The sequence below is a fragment of the Haladaptatus salinisoli genome, assembly GCF_020614375.1.
Classification (GTDB): Archaea; Halobacteriota; Halobacteria; order Halobacteriales; family Haladaptataceae; genus Haladaptatus; species Haladaptatus salinisoli.
This window is the reverse complement of record NZ_CP085328.1, coordinates 19478-36444: the sequence shown is the minus strand read 5'-3', so window position 1 is coordinate 36444 and position 16967 is coordinate 19478. Positions and strand designations below refer to the sequence as shown.

Annotated in this window: 12 protein-coding genes and 1 pseudogene; 10 read left to right on the top strand and 3 right to left on the bottom strand. The window is 54.2% G+C overall.

Annotated elements, in window-relative coordinates; genetic code table 11:
* Window positions 1-85: 85 nt before the first annotated feature.
* Window positions 86-1759, top strand: coding sequence for a thiamine pyrophosphate-binding protein (locus LIX00_RS15895; protein ID WP_227355961.1), 1674 nt, complete (start codon window positions 86-88; stop codon window positions 1757-1759).
* On the opposite strand, the gene LIX00_RS15890 is transcribed toward LIX00_RS15895, so the two are convergent.
* On the bottom strand, window positions 1752-2969 hold the full coding sequence (locus LIX00_RS15890; protein ID WP_227355960.1) for a mandelate racemase/muconate lactonizing enzyme family protein: 1218 nt from the start codon (window positions 2967-2969) through the stop codon (window positions 1752-1754). The genes LIX00_RS15895 and LIX00_RS15890 overlap by 8 nt on opposite strands.
* A 157-nt stretch (window positions 2970-3126) precedes the next feature.
* Here LIX00_RS15890 and LIX00_RS15885 point away from each other — a divergent pair, with 157 nt between their 5' ends.
* The 4 genes from LIX00_RS15885 (at window position 3127) to LIX00_RS15870 (ending at window position 7917) form a co-directional block, all read left to right on the top strand.
* Window positions 3127-4416, top strand: coding sequence for a nickel pincer cofactor-dependent isomerase, group 22 (locus LIX00_RS15885; protein WP_227355959.1), 1290 nt, complete (start codon window positions 3127-3129; stop codon window positions 4414-4416).
* A 49-nt stretch (window positions 4417-4465) separates the two neighbouring features.
* A complete protein-coding gene (locus LIX00_RS15880; RefSeq protein ID WP_227355958.1) occupies window positions 4466-5809 on the top strand; it encodes a nickel pincer cofactor-dependent isomerase, group 22 in 1344 nt (447 codons plus the stop codon).
* Between the two features lie 89 nt (window positions 5810-5898).
* Window positions 5899-6855 (top strand): mannonate dehydratase, encoded by a 957-nt coding sequence (locus tag LIX00_RS15875; RefSeq protein WP_227355957.1) that lies wholly within the window; start codon window positions 5899-5901, stop codon window positions 6853-6855.
* A 294-nt stretch (window positions 6856-7149) separates the two neighbouring features.
* A complete protein-coding gene (locus LIX00_RS15870; protein ID WP_227355956.1) occupies window positions 7150-7917 on the top strand; it encodes an IclR family transcriptional regulator in 768 nt (255 codons plus the stop codon).
* 384 nt (window positions 7918-8301) lie between these two features.
* Here the strand turns inward: LIX00_RS15870 and LIX00_RS15865 are convergent, their stop codons facing one another.
* Window positions 8302-9063: an IclR family transcriptional regulator gene (locus LIX00_RS15865; RefSeq protein ID WP_227355955.1), complete on the bottom strand. Its 762-nt coding sequence runs from the start codon at window positions 9061-9063 to the stop codon at window positions 8302-8304.
* Window positions 9064-9330: 267 nt separating this feature from the next.
* Between LIX00_RS15865 and LIX00_RS15855 the strand changes: the two genes are divergently transcribed.
* From LIX00_RS15855 to LIX00_RS15835, 5 genes and pseudogenes are all read left to right on the top strand, one after another.
* Complete coding sequence (locus LIX00_RS15855) at window positions 9331-10122, top strand: SDR family oxidoreductase (RefSeq protein WP_255679360.1); 792 nt, start codon at window positions 9331-9333, stop codon at window positions 10120-10122.
* A gap of 2 nt (window positions 10123-10124) precedes the next feature.
* Window positions 10125-10946: a fumarylacetoacetate hydrolase family protein gene (locus LIX00_RS15850; RefSeq protein WP_227355954.1), complete on the top strand. Its 822-nt coding sequence runs from the start codon at window positions 10125-10127 to the stop codon at window positions 10944-10946.
* A gap of 64 nt (window positions 10947-11010) precedes the next feature.
* Window positions 11011-12114, top strand: coding sequence for a mandelate racemase/muconate lactonizing enzyme family protein (locus LIX00_RS15845; RefSeq protein ID WP_227355953.1), 1104 nt, complete (start codon window positions 11011-11013; stop codon window positions 12112-12114).
* A gap of 874 nt (window positions 12115-12988) precedes the next feature.
* Window positions 12989-13327 (top strand): annotated as a pseudogene (locus tag LIX00_RS15840) (zinc ribbon domain-containing protein); the annotation flags it as partial.
* Window positions 13328-14461: 1134 nt separating this feature from the next.
* On the top strand, window positions 14462-15892 hold the full coding sequence (locus tag LIX00_RS15835; RefSeq protein ID WP_438267092.1) for an ABC transporter permease family protein: 1431 nt from the start codon (window positions 14462-14464) through the stop codon (window positions 15890-15892).
* Here LIX00_RS15835 and LIX00_RS15830 read toward each other — a convergent pair whose 3' ends face one another.
* Window positions 15893-16957, bottom strand: coding sequence for an iron transporter (locus tag LIX00_RS15830; protein WP_227355951.1), 1065 nt, complete (start codon window positions 16955-16957; stop codon window positions 15893-15895). It lies immediately after the preceding gene.
* Between the last annotated feature and the right edge of the window lie 10 nt (window positions 16958-16967).

The following is a 16967-nucleotide window of genomic DNA, read 5'->3' as shown; positions in this document are numbered from 1 at the left end:
TCTGTATTCCTTTTCTAGGTAAGAGACCTCCGAGTTCGTTTTTCCGAGGAGTACCTCTTTGTAGAAGTGTGCGCAATGCATTCGCATGGCAGACAGAACCGGTGGTGAACTTGTATACGACGCGTTAGTCGATTCGGACGTGAAATTACTCGTTGGACTGCCCGGAACCCAGACTCTCCCCTTAGACCGGATCGTGGTTCAGCGCGACGAGATGGAGTACCTAATGGCTCGCCACGAGACGGCCGTCCCTCATATAGCCTGGGGGTACTACGAAACGACTGGGCGACCTGCCGCGACGCTTACCGTGCCCGGCCCTGGCGATACAAACGCGATGCACGGCCTAAAGAACGCCTACGAGGACTGCGTTCCTATCCTGCATGTATCCGCCGATGCGGATCCTGCTGAGCGCGGAAAGAATCCTATTCACGAAATTGAGCCAGATACCTTTGACAATGTGGTCAAGCAAAACGTGATCGTCGAAGACGATCTCGATCTACTTGGACAGATTGAGGAGGGAATTGTAACCGCACTCACCCCACCATACGGCCCTGTTCGGCTTGGTATTCCCTCTGGAATTCTTGCCGGGGAGGTCGAAGCGCCGACCTCAAGCGTGGAACCAGAGCGAGTTTCGTACGAGAACGACACTTATAGAGAAGCCGTGGATCTCCTCGCCAATTCCGAACGTCCAGTAATTTACGCGGGTGGAGGATCGCGACGATCACCAGAAGGTCCCCGCGTCGTCCAGGAACTCGCAACGACCCTCGATGCACCCGTCATTACCTCCTATAAGGGGAAAGGCGTCTTCCCGGAAGACGATGACCGCTGGCTCGGCGTTACTGGAAGTCCTTCACCTGCCGGAATGCGTGAGACACTCGCAGCTGCCGACGTTGTTCTCGCGCTGGGCACCGACTTCGACGGCGTTACCACCGCCCACTGGGACATTCCCTTGGGGGAGACGCTTATCCACGTCAATCTGGACTCTAAGGACGTGAATGCGGGCTACGAGGCTAATATCGCAATTATCGATGACGTCACTCACGCGGGTGACCGCCTCCTCGAGGAACTCGACGGACGAGGCGGAGACGGCTGGAATGGTGCAGCTATCGCCCAACGGGTTCGGTCAGAGTACGAAGCACATCTCCGCGACCTCGGGCTCTTCAACGGCGATAGTCCTGCCAATACGCCGGAGCTGCTTACAGCGGTCCGTGCCGTTACACCCCGTGAATCCCCAGTCACAACCGACGTTGGCGGGTTCCGGCTCTGGGCTATGCAACTGTTTGAAACGTACGATCCGAATCGAGTAGTCACTGCCGGGTCGTGGGCTGGGATGGGTGTTGGTCTCCCGGCAGCAATCGGCGTAGCGGCCGGTCGTAATGACGACCAACCTGTTATTTGCCTCACCGGTGACGGTGGATTGATGATGTGCATTCACGAACTCCATACAGCCGCAGAGTACGGCCTTAATATCGTAGTTGTCGTTTCGGATAACGCAGACTACGGTATTATCTCGAAATCTCCGAAGATCATGCAATACACCAACCAGCACGAGTTCACCTGGAACCGCCCGAACTTCGCTGAAATCGCTAACGGGTTCGGAGTGAGAGCCGCCAGTGTCGACACGGCAGCGGCCGCTGGTGATGCCGTCGAAGCTGCCGTCGAGCGCCGATCCGGGCCGGAACTTATCGACGTGACGGTGCGAACGGAAGAGCCGTCCGCAATAGAAGCTGCGGATTACAAAACCGACCTCCCGTTCAGCTAAAACCAGACTCCCCCTTAAGGAGGTGTTCTTCGACAATATCCTCGTCAAGGTCGATGCCGAGCCCCGGTTTCTCGGGGACTTCGATATATCCGTCCTCGATCAGTGGGTCACTCGTGTGCAGGTCGTCCCACCAGTCGACTTCGAGGGCATGGTACTCCAGCACGTCGAAGTTCGGAATGCAGGCGCCCAGATGGACGCAAGCCATTGTCCCGATGGGGCTGCAGACGTTGTGCGGTGAGAAGGCGATGTAGTTCTCCTCGGCACGGTTGGCGATAGCCTTTGACTCGGCGAGGCCGCCGCAGGTCGACGGGTCAGGCGTTATGACATCGACGCCGAAGTCGTAGAGTAGATCTTTGAATTCGTGGACGCGGAATCGGTTCTCACCGGTGGCGAGTGGCACACCGGTTGCCCGGGCTACCTCCCGCTGAGCATCCATGTTTTCCGGGGGGACGACGTCCTCAAGCCACATTAGATCGTAGGGCTCCATCTTCCGCGCGATACGTTTGGCACTGTCCAGTGAGTAATCCCAGTGGACGTCAAACGCGAGATCGATATCGTAGCCGATAGTTTCGCGAACCGCCTCTACGATGTCGACCTTGCGTTGCATGGCACGGTTCGATATCCGCCCGTTGTACGGATCTGGGTGATTGTCCATGTCCATGTCGAGATCGAATTTCAACGCGGTAAATCCCATATCGGCCACGCGCGCAGCTTCTTCAGCGTACGCCTTGGGCTGGTAGACTTCCTCATCGTGGTGGGCGACGTACCCGGCCTCGGTTTCGAAGGCTTCGCCTGCGTGACAGTCACAGTAGATGCGCACCTCGTCGCGGTATTTCCCGCCGAGTAACTGATAGACGGGGACGTCGAGAACTTTCCCCATAATATCCCAACAGGCGATTTCGATGCCAGAAGCTGCGGTCACCACTTTTCCAGTAGTGCCACCGTGCCCCGACATATCTTGGACGATGCGGCGGAAGATGCGCTCCGGATCGAGCGGGTTCTCTCCGACAAGGAAGCGCTTCGTGTATTCCATGATGTCCGTGACGGTTCCGCCACGGTACGACTCGCCGATGCCCGTGACTCCAGCGTTAGTATGGACTTTCACCAGATTCCACTCGAAATTCCCTTCGACGACTGCAGTCTCTATGTCCGTGATCTCCACGTCCCGTTCCGGAGGACGGTTGGTTGCGTGATTCGAGAAGTCCCGCATCAGATTACCCTCCTGTGGCCGTTCGTCTTACTATCTGCTACCGTACTGTTTGGTTTCATAGGCTGACGTTCGGAGAGCCGGGGTGAACCCTAATAACCATTGTCACTGATTAACTAGTCGCATCATTGTTTAAGTGACTACCTATCCGAGCCAGGGTATGCAGTTTCCAGAACCGCACGAGATTAATTCCGTCATCACCGACGTGCCGCCACCCCGGTTCGCTCGGGTGCACTACGAGCCGACTTCGTCAGAACTCGACCATCCGGAAGCAGTCGCGCGTGACGAAATCCAATCCCTTCCTCTGGACCAGTTCAAAGAGGGGGCATCCATAGCAGTTGGCGTTGGAAGCCGCGGCATCGACCGGATCGACAGTGTGACCACTGCCGTCGTAACCGAGCTTGACGAGCGCGGATTTGCCCCGTTCGTGGTTCCTGCAATGGGCAGTCACGGCGGCGCCACTGCCCAAGGCCAGCGCGAGGTGCTCGCCTCCTACAACATCACCGAGGAGCGACTCGGCTGTCCCATCGACCCGCGTACAGGAACCACGGTACTCGATGAGGCGAACCATGGCTTCCCCGTAAACTGGTCGACGGCCGCCCTCGAAGCAGACGCGACGATAGTAATCAACCGAGTCAAGGCGCACACGAACTTTCAGGGCACCTTTGAGAGTGGCCTCACGAAGATGGCCGTCATCGGTCTCGGGAAGCAGGAGGGTGCCCAGAAGGCTCACGAACACGCCGTTATCAAGGGGTATGAGACTATATTGCGCGATGCGTTCGACGTTATACGCTCCCGATCGAATCTCATCGGTGGTATCGGCCTCGTTGAGAATTTTCACGACAGACTCGTCGAGGTGGCAGGCATCCCAGTCGGCGAACTGCCGAACGGTGAGGCACCACTCCTTGAGCGTGCCTACGAGTACATGCCAACGCTACCGTACGACGAACTCGACGTCCTTGTCGTCGACCGGATAGGAAAAGATGTCTCCGGAGCGGGCATGGATACGAACGTTATCGGCCGCTATAACGTGTTGAACACGGACGATCCCGAATTCCCCGACGTCAAGCGCATCTATGTACGCGGCCTGACGGAAGCGACTCACGGGAACGGCGCCGGTATTGGCCTTGCGGACGTGACTCGCCGATCACTGGTCGAAGAGCTCGATCTGAAGCAGGTCTATACGAATATCATTACGAGCAACTCCCTCTCGAAAGCTGCCATCCCGCTTGTCCTCCCTACGGACGAGCACGCATTGAACACCGTGCTTGCCTCGGTCGGTCCCTACGACCCTGAGCAAATCCGCGTCGCCTGGATCCGTGATACCGGCCATCTCTCCGATTTCCGCATTTCGGAGGCCCTCGTCGGTGAGGCCGATGATGTCTCGGTGAATGCGTGGGAACGCCTTACCTTCGAGAATGGGGAGGCCATGTTCGAGGAAACGCAGTGAAAAAGTGGTCAACGCCAAGCTTTTGTCGGTGACGGTAAATAACAGCCACATGAAGCAGAGTACCCCTGCCGGCCCTCAGCCAGTCTCCGAAGAGACAGTCATCGAGGCCTGTGGCGATCATTCACTCCCCGAACTTGGCGTCATCGAACAGGTGTGGGAGACCAATCCGATTTCGGCGGGGGCGCTCGCGGATCAAGCCACGGTCGCCGTGGACGCATTTGACCTCGCGGACGTCCCCGAGGGTGGCGAGGTAGCCATCGGTGCGGGCAGTCGTGGCATCGCAAACATCCCGACCATTGTGCGCGGCGTCGTCTCAGAACTCCGTGAACGGGGGTATGAACCGTTCGTGTTTCCCGCGATGGGCAGTCACGGCGGCGCCACTGCCCAGGGCCAACGTGAAATGCTCGAATCGATCGACATTACTGAAGACACCATCGGCTGTGAAATTCGGGCGACGATGGAGACGACTGTCGTGGGTGTGACCCCCGATCGCGGCGTTGAAGTCCACGCCGACACGAACGCCGCCGCCGCAGACGCCATCGTTCCCATCAACCGGGTGAAACCCCATACTGACTTCCAGGGGAACGTCGAGAGCGGTCTCTCGAAAATGCTCGTCATCGGCATGGGAAAACAACGGGGTGCAAAGACCGCTCATGAGTGGGCCATGGACTGGAGCTTCCGTAACATGCTCCCTGAAATCGCATCCCTGCTCATCGAGAAACTTCCGGTCGTGGGCGGCGTAGCCATCGTTGAGGATGAGCGCGACGATACTACCATCATCGAAGGTATCCCGCCCGAAGGCTTCCTCGACCGCGAAGCTGAACTCTTGGCGAAGGCTTACGATCGTCTTCCAACAATCCCCTTCGACGAGATTGATGTTCTCGTCATCGATTGTATGGGCAAGAACATTTCCGGAGCGGGAATGGACACAAATGTCATCGGCAGGCTCGTATTCGGACCCGAGCCAGCGCCTGAAAAGCCTGATATTGGCCGTATTTTTGTCCGCGGCCTCACCGAGGCTTCGCACGGGAACGCCGTGGGAATCGGATCAGCCGATTTCATTCATGCTAATCTTTTCGAGGCAACGGATCTCTCCGATACGCTTGTGAACGCCCTCACCGCCTCTACGCCCCGCGGAGCCCGCATCCCACCAGCCGTCGAGACAGATCGGGCAGGTCTCCTCGCGTGTCTCTCGACCATTGGTGTCAGCGCACTCAAGGCGGTGCGCATCGTCCGCATCCGCGATACAATGCGGCTAAGGCGGGTGGCTGCCTCGCCCGCATTGATCGCGGAAGCACGCGAGCGCGACGACCTTCGGGTTGTCTCGGAGCCCAAACCCATCGACCTAGAGGACGGCCAGTTCGTGGAGGATATCCTCGCCACCAACGGGTAAGCCTAGATCATGGTGTCCGCCGCCGATAAAATATAATCAAACTAATAAAAACTCTCAATACCACCCCACCCACAGACATTTGACACTGCATGGAACCAGCACTCATACTCCCACCAGTACGAGACGAACGATGGGACCTCGCGAAACAGATGGGCGTCGATAAGGCGGTTGTCCACACACTCGAAATCGGCGATAACTCTCGTCCCTGGCGGTACGAAGAGCTCCTTGACCTAACACAGCGATTCAGCGACTACGGACTCGACGTCGAAGTTATCGAGGGTTGTGTCCCTATCTCTGACGACACTCGCCTCGGCCGCGCGGGTCGCGACGAGGAGATCGAGCGCTTCAAACGGTACCTCCGTCACCTTGGCGAACTCGACGTTCCGGTCGTCGCCTATGACTGGATGGCAGGCAAGCGCTGGGCGCGCACCTCGACCGCCATCCCTACCCGTGGAGGGTCGCTCACGACTGGTTACGACCACGACTTGATGCGGGACGCCCCCGATCAAAAACTCGCGCCCGTCGAGGCCGATGAACTCTGGGCGGGCCTGGAGCATTTCCTGAACGAGGTTGTGCCCATCGCCGAGGAGGCAGACGTGAAGCTCGCGCTCCACCCCGACGACCCCCCGCTCGGCAACATTCGGGGCGTCGACCGCATCGTTACAAGCATTGAGAACTACGAACGCATCATGAATCTCTACGACAGCGAGTACAACGGCATCACCTTCTGTCAGGGGAATTTCGCCGCCATGGGAGCGGACGTTCCACGGACCATCCGCCGGTTCGGCGACCGCATCAACTTCGTTCACTTCCGCGACGTGGAGGGCAACGCGGAACGATTCATCGAGACTTGGCACGACAACGGCCCGACGGATATGCTCGCCTGCATCGAGGCCTATCGCGATGTCGGTTTTGAGGGTCCCGCCCGCCCCGATCACGTTCCGACGATGACCGGTGAGGACAACGACAACCCAGGCTACATGACGCTCGGACGCCTCTACGCGATGGGTTACATGAAGGGGTTGCTCGAACAGACGGCAGAGTGAAGAAATCGCTCGTCAGAGAGACCGAAGTTTCATAGACGGCAAAACCCGTTTACCCTCTTTTACGATTCAAATTTTAAATCAATTTCTTCTCTGTATATCTACGGTAGTGTCTACCTCGGGATTCTCAGCTATACAGAACACTTCTCTGATTCCTATACAGGAACGTAGTACCCTCCTACGCCCCCCTCATTGAGCATATTTCATCTTATTTAGCCACCTTTTTCTTTACTTTGCTGACGCCGATATTCCATATTTCAGAACAACAGTTAAATAGCGGGGCAGAGAGTGCTATGCATGAACAAAACAACCAGTGAAAATCGAGTAAGAACCACGGAAAAGACGTTTCGGATCATTCATGCACTGAAGGAGCAAGATGGGGCTCGAATCACTACGTTAGCTAATTCATTAGACATGGGAAAAAGTACAGTCCACAACCATCTGAGCACCCTTGTCCATGAGGGATACGTGATAAAACAAGACAAGGAATACCAGCTCAGCCTGCAGTTCCTCGAACTCGGAGGGTATATCCGTAATCAACTAGACCTATACAAGATTGCTAAACCAGAAATCAAACGATTGGCAGAAGAGACCAGCGAGTTGGCCAATCTTGCGGTCTGCGAACAAGGGGCACTAATCTATATTGATCGCTCAAAAGGTGACCAAGCGGTCGACCTAGATACCTACACTGGCCTCCAGGTCCCCCTTCACTGCACTGCACTCGGTAAGGCCATTCTAGCGTACATGCCACGGGAAGAAGTCGAGTCGGTGCTCGACAGACATGGAATGCCAAAACTTACTTCGAATACAATCTCTAACCGTCAGAATCTTTATCAAGAATTGGAACAGATTAGAGAGGATGGTTTTGCCCAAGATCAGGGGGAGCGTCTCGAAGGACTATGCTGTGTTGCAGCTCCAATCAAGTCCTCTGAGGACGCAGTTAAAGGTGCTATAAGTGTTTCTGCACCCTCAAGCAGAATGAAATCTGACCGCTACAATCGAGAGATCCCCGAAAAGGTTCGTAGCGCAGCAAACGTTATCGAACTCAACCTCAAGTACTCGTAGCTGTTCCCCATGATTGAATCCCTCACCATCGGATCAATCACCGCCTTAAATCGTCATTTTCGAGCGATTAGGCAGATATTTCTGGATTGAGGGTTCTGATATGCAGAAACGCGAATGCGAAAAATCCATCGAACGAATAGGGAAAAGCTGATTTACGCAAAAGAGAACTCCTGGAATCGGATTCACCTACTATTACAGTACGAGGCGTATGAGGTTCTGTCTTTATGGCAGGATCTATCGGCACAATAAACGCATTACTTCGCATAAATACAGCAAATCGGGAATCAGCAGAAATCCATTACAGATATAGGATTGTAATACTGGGCGAGAGGAAAAATGAGTTCAGAAATAACGTGGCGTTTGGCAGAGCAAAACACGCGGGGATCAGCTATAAGAGAGGTTGATACCGATGACATCCGCGGCACGCATCACCATGTCGGAAACCTTCGATTCCAAGTAATCACCACGCATCCTACTCGCAGGCCCCGCAACACTAACCGCACCGCGAACGGTACCGTCATTCGTGATTACTGGTGCTGCGACACATTGAATTCCTTCGGCTCGCTCTTCCATATCAAGTGCGTACCCACGTTCACGAATCTGCTCCAAATCTTCGAAGAGGGACTCGCGAGTCGAATGGGTGTGTTCGGTGCTTGGTCTGAGACTGTGTTCGTCGATGATTTCATCGACGCGTTCTTCCGGAATGTGAGCGAGGATCGCCTTTCCGAGGCCCGTCTGGTGGAGATAGACGCGGGAACCAATTCCCGTATCGAGCGAGAGAGCGTTTTCTCCATTGGCGCGATAGAGGTAGATGCCTCGCCCATGCTCTTCGACAAGAATATTACCGAGTTCGCCTGTTTTCTCGGCGAGTTTATCTACTTCCGGCACTCCAACTTCGCAAATCTTGTGCTTGTTTTTTATTTGTTCACCGAACTCGAAAAACCGAAGTCCTAAGTGAAATTGGTCTCCGTCTTTCACGACTAATTCGTTCTCTTCTAGCGTCGTGAGATGGTTATGAACAGTTCCCTTCGTGATGTCGAGGTGGTTCGAGAGTTCGGTCACCCCTGCTCCATCGAGCTCCGCTAGCTTTTTAATGATGGTGACAGTGTTTCCCACAGCCTTTACCGGGTTTTTTGCGCGTCCCATATTCCCTGAGGGGTATCCAACTACAAAAAAGTTGTTTAGCTGCTCTAAACATATTTTCACACAAACGTTATTTATCCTCTGTTTATATAACAGGCCATAAATGCTCGTGCGTCCCTGTCCGCGTATTGTTGGTGGAATCTCTTTTTGAACGGGTCGAAACACCGAAAGCTCACCTCTGGGCAACTGTTTAGCAATACTAAACGGACTTTTGAATGTAATCCGGCGAAACCTTTTATATGCGGTGCCTTAGATACTCTATTGCCGAAAATGGACTATAAACTAGATGGAAATGTGGCTCTTGTCACAGCATCGAGCAGTGGCCTCGGAAAGGCGTCGGCGAAAGCACTGGCAAGCGAAGGTGCGAACGTTGTCATCAACGGTCGGAGCGAGGAGAACCTCGCGGAGGCTAAAGACGATATCCTGGCAGTCGCTGAGGGTGACGTTCTCGCCGTGCGTGGCGACTTGACGATCCCGGACGATATTGAGCGACTCACTGACCGGACGGTCGAGGAGTTCGGCGGAATCGACCACCTCGTGACCAACGCTGGCGGTCCACCAAGTGGTCCATTCATGGAGATGGACGACGAGGACTGGTACAGTGCGTTCGACCTCCTCGTGATGAGCGTCGTTCGCCTCGTCCGCAATGCAGCCCCATACCTTCGCGACGACGGCGGCGGAACTATCGTCACGATCGCGTCTCGAAGTGTCAAGGAGGCAATTCCGTCGCTCGTCCTTTCGAACGCCGTTCGTATGAGCGTTATCGGTCTCGAAAAAACGCTTTCGAAGGAACTCGCGCCGGACGTACGAGCAAACGCGGTTCTCCCAGCGCCGCACGAGACGACCCGCCAGCGGGAACTAATCCAAGCAGCCGTCGATCGAGGTGAGTACGACAGTTATGAGGATGGCCTTGACGCAAAGGGTGACATTAATCCACTCGGTCGGATCGGCGACCCGATGGAACTCGGCGACGCCGTCGCCTACCTCTCCTCGGAGCGGTCAAGCTTCATCAACGGGGTTGCTATCCCGATTGACGGAGGGCAAGGTGCATCCAACCTGTAGCCATGACACGACTTGCACGAACGATAGACGGTGAACCTATGCTCGGCGATGACGACGGATTTGTTCCGCTCTCATCCGCCGACCCATCACTCACGAAGGTTAAAGACGCCCTTCCGCTCGCGGCTGCGGGCGACCTACCGACACCGGATGAGGCGTCTGCGCGCCGAATCCCGGAGGATAAACTTTCGTTCACCGCACCGTTGAACCGCCCAGGAAAACTCTGGGGGATTGGATTGAACTACGCGGACCATGCGTCAGATTTGAACGAAGACAGCCCGACTGAACCGGCGAGTTTCATGAAACCCGCCACGGCGATCATCGGCCCTGAGAGTTCAATTCGACTACCGCCAAGCGATATCACGAACCACGTAACTGCGGAGGCCGAACTTGCTCTGGTTATTGGTCGGACGTGCTCCGACGTGGACGAAGCCGAGGTCGAGGACGTCATCGCTGGATACGTTCCCATCATCGATATGACAGCGGAGGATATCCTAGAGCGGAATCCTCGCTTCCTAACTCGGTCAAAGAGCTTCGATACCTTCCTCATGTTTGGCTCTTCGTTGGTTACCACTGACCAAGTCGGGTTGCTCGATGAACTGTCGGTTAGAACCATCGTCAACGAGGAGGTTGCCGCGGAAAACCGGATTCGAAACATGATGACGTCGCCACACGAACTCGTAACTTTCCACTCGAAGATCATGACACTCGAACCAGGTGACGTCATCTCGACAGGGACGCCCGGGGCGAAACGTATCATTCCCGGCGATAGCGTTAAGGCTGAAGTAGAGCGCGTCGGCACTGTCAGTTCGGACGTGGTCGGATGACGCTCAAACGTCAGTCAGGCGTTAGAAAGATAGTAGATACCTTACGCGACACTAAACGATACATATGAAAATCACAGAAGTAGAGAGCTTTGCCGTATCGATTCCGCTAAAAGAACCCGTCGCCTTCGCGACTCGCGTCGTCGAAGAACGAGATCACGCGATCGTCTACGTCCGAACCGAAGATGGCACTGAGGGCGTCGGATACTCCCTCGGCTACGGCGGTGCTGACGTTGTTGCGCAGGCCGTCGAAAGCGTCCTCGCGCCGATCGTCGAGGGTGAAGATCCCCGCGATACGTCGCGTCTGTGGCGTGAGATGTTCGACGGCACGGTCCAGATCGGTCGGAAAGGTGTAATGATCAGGGCCATCTCCTGTATCGACACCGCGCTCTGGGACATTAAGGCAAAGGCAGCCGGAATGCCCCTCTACAAACTGCTCGGCGGACACGTCGATGAGGTTCCGGCGTACGCCAGTGGCGGCTACTACCGCGAAGGGAAGGGTCTTGACGGTCTCCGCGCGGAGATGGAGACTTACGTCGACCGCGGCCACGATGTCGTCAAGATGAAGGTCGGTAGAAAGTCCTTGGAAGAGGAAGTCGAACGAGTTCGCGTCGCCCGTGAGGCCATTGGCCCGAACCGAACGCTCCTCATGGACGCGAACGGAAAGTGGAAGAACAAGCAGGAGGCTGTCAGAGCCTGCCGCAAGTTTGCCGAGTATGACCCCTACTTCATTGAAGAACCGGTGATGCCCGACAGCCTCGACCTTTACCGGGAGGTTAACGAATCACTCGACTACGCTGTCGCCGGCGGTGAACTGGAGTTCAGCCGTTATGGCTTCGCCGATCTACTCCGTGAGAACGCCGTCGAAATCATTCAACCGGACGTGACGGTCGTTGGCGGTGTTACTGAGTGGATGCGCGTCGCCGATATGGCTGCGTGCCACGACATTCCAGTCGCACCGCATTACAACTGGGATCTACACATTCAACTACTCGCGGCTATCGAAAACGGTCTCTGGATCGAATACTTCTATCGCGATTCGGACGTGAAGGCGTTCGATGACGTGCTAACGTACCCGATCGAGCCGGAGAACGGCATAATACAACTTCCCCAGCGTCCCGGTCATGGCGTCGAACTCGAACGGGATACCCTCGAAGAATTCCGTATCTGACCGCTTGCAAAGGAGGATCAAAGTATTTACGAGGGACAAACGGTCATTCGGATGTAGTTACAGCTTATACTGTTCACCGGCGGACAATTCAACGACGGTCGGCGCATCATCGCCCGCTCGGCTGGCTAGTTCTGCGGTAAATTCGTCGACTTCGTCGCTTCCCGGGACGAAGTGGTCTGGAATCACGATTTCGACGTTTAACCATCCGGCTACAACAGCGGCCGGATATAGAGGTGACACAGACACCTAGACGGATACAGTGATAGTCCAATTGTCCCGTTTTTCTTCCGAATGAGCCATTTGATACGGATTCCGTATACAGACAGTAACGCCGAATATTGACCGCCTCTCTGATCACGAGAGCGCGAATCTGAGCATCCAAGTGATCTTCACCGTGGATTTGAACATCTTGATTTACTTTCACGCAAGGCTATTAATGTCAACTAAAGCATACCGGCTCAGCGAGTGATCAGAATGACCCTCGAGATCGAACGGCTCGGAGAGACAACTCGGCGGAGTAATCGGTGGTGATAACGAACGTCGATGATCGTAGGATAACAATATTATTTACACATAACCGTGCCATTTTGTGGTACACCGCTTCAAGTTCATCCTCTAATTAGAAGAAAGGCTTTAGCAGGATTCTGAGCGATAATGAGGCTTTTTCTAGCCGATCACCGAACATCATTATAAAGAATAAGTCAAAGCCCTCACTTACTGGACAAATCATTCGTAATACCGTCTCAAATGCTGAAGAATGAGTATACTGCTTGTCCAATGGCATACCGATACGAAGATCGATGCCATGAATTCGCGTAAGAATACCATCGTATTCTTCCAGAAATCGGGTAATTTATTTTGGGAAAATTGGCCATTTTTGACCAAGAACAGAAGGAGATGTCCTTCTCAACATAGTAACTTAGTCGCCGTCGAACCGGCAGGGACGACGAAGGAATGCGCGTCGTGCGGTGTCTCGACCAATAAACCGTTGTGGGTCCGCGAACACTCCTGTCCCGCCTGTGGTTTCACGGCGGATAGGGACGCGAACGCTGCATTGTACATTCTTTCTCGCGGTATCACGAAAGTAGGAGTGGGACACTCCGAATCAACGCCTGTGGAGACTGCTCTCCCTGTGGATACGTCTGTATCTGCAAAGCGCGTCGTTGAAGCAGGAAGCCCTACCCTCAAGCGCAAGCCGTCAGGCGAGCGATAGGGTAGGGTAGTTCACTTGTATTCACTGAAATTCCAGCCCGCGGCAATAATAGTTAATAGGTTTGCTATCGTTTGCCACATTGACGGGAAGGTTGTCAGAAAGGGAACGCAGTTGTTGCACCCAATTCCCTTCTCCTGTCATACTGGATGGGTAAATGCCTGTCTGATACATAACCACCCATCTTAGAAAGCTCACTCCTTAATCAATGCTATTGTTTCCAACTCTAAACTGCCTCTCGTTCAATGCCATCATCGCTTATCTCAGAGAGGAATCGGAAAGGTTTGGGCGTACACGTAGTAGTGTCCAGAATTAATCTCACATCGTACCCTCACGCAGTGAATAGGTCAGTACGTTTTACTTGTTGGCTGTCAGCTCAGGGACGAGGACGACAGCTATGAGTAACGGTCGTACCATCGGCCGACGACGCACTCTTTCGCTCATGGTGAGTACACTATTCTAATCCACCGCCGGCTGTATCGGTACGTAAAACAGCATAAACCAAATGAACCCACTGACACTACAAAGTTGACTACGACGAGTGGTCACGGCAACCAAAACGGACATAAATCGGAAACGATAGTTACGGAAATGATAGCGCGCTTGACGGTCCCAGCAATCACGCCGAGGTAAAGATGACGACTACAAGTAACGGTTCACACTTTGCACCCCGTATTATCTAGGTGAAAAGAGGTAGCACGGTGACGTAGCACCTTGAAAGTGGTTCTCACTCAACGACAGCATACCCGTTATCGTCGGAGAACTATCAGCAGATGTGAGATCTGGATTAAAGAAACCCGGTTCTTATGGACTCTAATGGAGCGTAGCAATATGGGTAACTGGCATAAAGATTACGAAGATTATATTCGCTCAAAACAACTGGAAATTCTGGATGGGAACTGGGACAAATGTGAGGGGCAGAAATGCAACTGTCATCGTCACCGCATGGTCACCAATGACGCTCGTTGTCCCCGCGGTGACTTGTCCACTCCGAGCCACGCTCCTGGTTGCAAAGACTTCCGGCGTCATAGCTTCACTCGACTACGGAGGCACAGGTATGCTAACGACTTTTTCCTGTCGTAGTTGTTGAGTCACTCGTTCGATGGATACAATACTCACGCTCCTAATCACCAATTAATGGGCTTAGATGGAGCTGGCTCTCGGTATCCGGCTGCGCGCCGCCTCTTAGTGAGCACCGTCATGGGATTTTGTACGCTCCTCTTCATCGACACGGTGCTCGCCAGTAATGCTGCAGTTGGATTATCTGGTGCATCACGTGAGACGCTAAATATTCCACAATGGCTGTATATCGCGACCGGTGGTGCCGCAATCGGTGCCTCTGCGTTGCTTGCAAGTGTCGTTACTGACCGCGTCCTTATCCATACGGTGCACGACTGGTACACGCTTGTCCCGACGCGCGCGACTATCCGGACAGTAGCAATAACGGCGGCTCAGGTGATTGGTGTCGTCGGGCTCGCCATCGTGCTCTATCGAGGGTTTACTGGCCCACAGATCCCGACCGTTAATGTGGCTCTTATTCTGGTGTTCGCAGGTGTTCGAGCAGGACTGACAATGGTCGTCTATCTCTTTGGAAACGTTTGGCCTGCGTTGAATCCCTGGCGAACCATTGCTTCTTTCCTCACTAATTACTTGCCAACGCGAACCCTTTCCTATCCAGCCAAGGTTAGCCGTTGGCCGGCTGTTCTCGGCCTCCTCTTGCTTGTGTGGGTAGAGACTGTTACGCAAGTCAATAAACAACCGGCCCTCTTAGCAGGAGCAATTCTCGTTTACACGGTCATCACCATCGCTGGTGCTGTTCTGTTCTCGCCCTCGACATGGTTCATAAACGTCGATCCAATTTCGGTGACATTTCGATTCTATGGACAGGTTAGTCCCCTCCGCTGGGCGGATTCTGGTCTCACGTTTCGGCCACCAGGATTCGAATTGCCCGAGTCGGATTTTGTCTCAGAGTCAGCCGATATCGCGTTTATTATTGCTCTCGTGTGGGAACTCACCTTTAGCGGATTCGTGACGACGACGACCGGTGTTACAGTTGTCAAGAGCATCGTTACGATCGGTGTTCCGCCGCTTGTGTTGTACGCGGTTCTTTTTGTTGTTGGGTACCTTGCCTTCCTAAGTGCGTATTTCATAGCGGCATATATCGCCCGTCGTATTGGGGAGACGTACCTTACGCCTCACATCCTTGCTGTCCAATTTGCGCCTTCACTCCTCGCCATTGCGGCAGGATATCACCTTGCGCACTACTTCGGATTCTTCGTCTCGCTGTCCCCACTCCTCGTCACTGCAATTGCCACCCCGTTCTCACCACCTGCGAACCCGCTCGTATTGTCACTGCCAGGCTGGTTCGGGATGCTCTCGATCGCGTTCATTCTCATCGGACACATACTGGCAGTGTGGGTCGCACATGCAGACGCTTATGCAACTTTCCCTAGTCGAATGCAAGCAATTCAGAGCCAGTATCCATTCGTCCTCGTGATGATTAGCTATACCGTCATTAGTCTCTGGCTTATCTCACTGCCGACTGCAAGTCCGGCGTTCGTCTCCTAGTCAAACAGTAAACGTCATCGGCGGCATTTTCATAAATGCCGTTTCGTATCCATCGTGTCGTGCGAGCTGTGGCGGCGAATCCACCGTAATCTGTAGTGTATCACCAGATTGTACATCTTTGAGAGGCATTCCGTAATGCATGTCAAGCTCTGGATCAAGACTCGGTGCAAGTGATCCGTTTGCGATGGTTGAGCCCTTCCGCTTCAGCGTTGCAGAGAGTGACATGCGAGGTAGTACGATGCGGTTATACGGTGTCCGCGGTGACACCGCCACATACGGCGTCTCGTTCTCAGTGAAGCGATTTGCTCCCTCAAGGAGTGTGACGACGAAGTCAGCGTCGCCCGACGTTTTGGTGCCAATCATGCGCCCAGGAAGTGATTTCGGCTTGGGTGCCCGTCCGGCAGGAACGTTCTTCATCATCGGTTCGATGGCACCGCGAGTACCTTGTTTCTCGCCGAGCCGACGAAACTGGAGTCCGTATACTTCATCTGTATCGAATTTGAACGGGATGTCCACCGACCCTTGCTTCGTGAATCGAGACGCGAATGCACCGGTTTGCTTTGTCTGTACCGAACTTACTTGAAGCGTCGCAGTATACGATCCTTCGCCATCGAGCGAGATGTTATCGCCATAATGAAAGCCCATGTTCTGCGAGAGCATCGGCCACGGAACACGGTTGGTGACCGTCTTTCCGTCTTTTTTAATCGTCATTTGAATATCTGCTGGAAGGACAGTCTCCGTTTTTAGGTCCCAGAGCGATACCATGATGTGCAACGAGTCGTCTGAATGAACGACAACCTTATTCCCTGTTTGGCCAGTCACGTTCCAAAATCGGTGGGGAAACGAGTACATGAGAGCGAATCGATAGTCACCGTCGGTCGCCATTCCATACATCCCCATTTCCTCAACATAGGCAGGATAGTAGACGGCATTGGGACGATTTTTGACGAGCGGTGGATCTCGCCATGCAGACTTCGTTTGGAATCCGAGCGTCTCGAGGCAGCCTGTGAGTGTAACGCCACCTGTAAACGCCCCGCCAGTGCGGAGAAAGTCCCGTCGATGCATCTAATTGGAG

Bases quoted from the DNA above. Each gene is read 5' to 3' on its own strand.
- LIX00_RS15895 (WP_227355961.1), top strand. From the start codon at position 86: ATGGCAGACAGAACCGGTGGTGAACTTGTATACGACGCGTTAGTCGAT.
- LIX00_RS15890 (WP_227355960.1), bottom strand. From the start codon at position 2,969: ATGCGGGACTTCTCGAATCACGCAACCAACCGTCCTCCGGAACGGGAC.
- LIX00_RS15885 (WP_227355959.1), top strand. From the start codon at position 3,127: ATGCAGTTTCCAGAACCGCACGAGATTAATTCCGTCATCACCGACGTG.
- LIX00_RS15880 (WP_227355958.1), top strand. From the start codon at position 4,466: ATGAAGCAGAGTACCCCTGCCGGCCCTCAGCCAGTCTCCGAAGAGACA.
- LIX00_RS15875 (WP_227355957.1), top strand. From the start codon at position 5,899: ATGGAACCAGCACTCATACTCCCACCAGTACGAGACGAACGATGGGAC.
- LIX00_RS15870 (WP_227355956.1), top strand. From the start codon at position 7,150: ATGAACAAAACAACCAGTGAAAATCGAGTAAGAACCACGGAAAAGACG.
- LIX00_RS15865 (WP_227355955.1), bottom strand. From the start codon at position 9,063: ATGGGACGCGCAAAAAACCCGGTAAAGGCTGTGGGAAACACTGTCACC.
- LIX00_RS15855 (WP_255679360.1), top strand. From the start codon at position 9,331: ATGGACTATAAACTAGATGGAAATGTGGCTCTTGTCACAGCATCGAGC.
- LIX00_RS15850 (WP_227355954.1), top strand. From the start codon at position 10,125: ATGACACGACTTGCACGAACGATAGACGGTGAACCTATGCTCGGCGAT.
- LIX00_RS15845 (WP_227355953.1), top strand. From the start codon at position 11,011: ATGAAAATCACAGAAGTAGAGAGCTTTGCCGTATCGATTCCGCTAAAA.
- LIX00_RS15835 (WP_438267092.1), top strand. From the start codon at position 14,462: ATGGGCTTAGATGGAGCTGGCTCTCGGTATCCGGCTGCGCGCCGCCTC.
- LIX00_RS15830 (WP_227355951.1), bottom strand. From the start codon at position 16,957: ATGCATCGACGGGACTTTCTCCGCACTGGCGGGGCGTTTACAGGTGGC.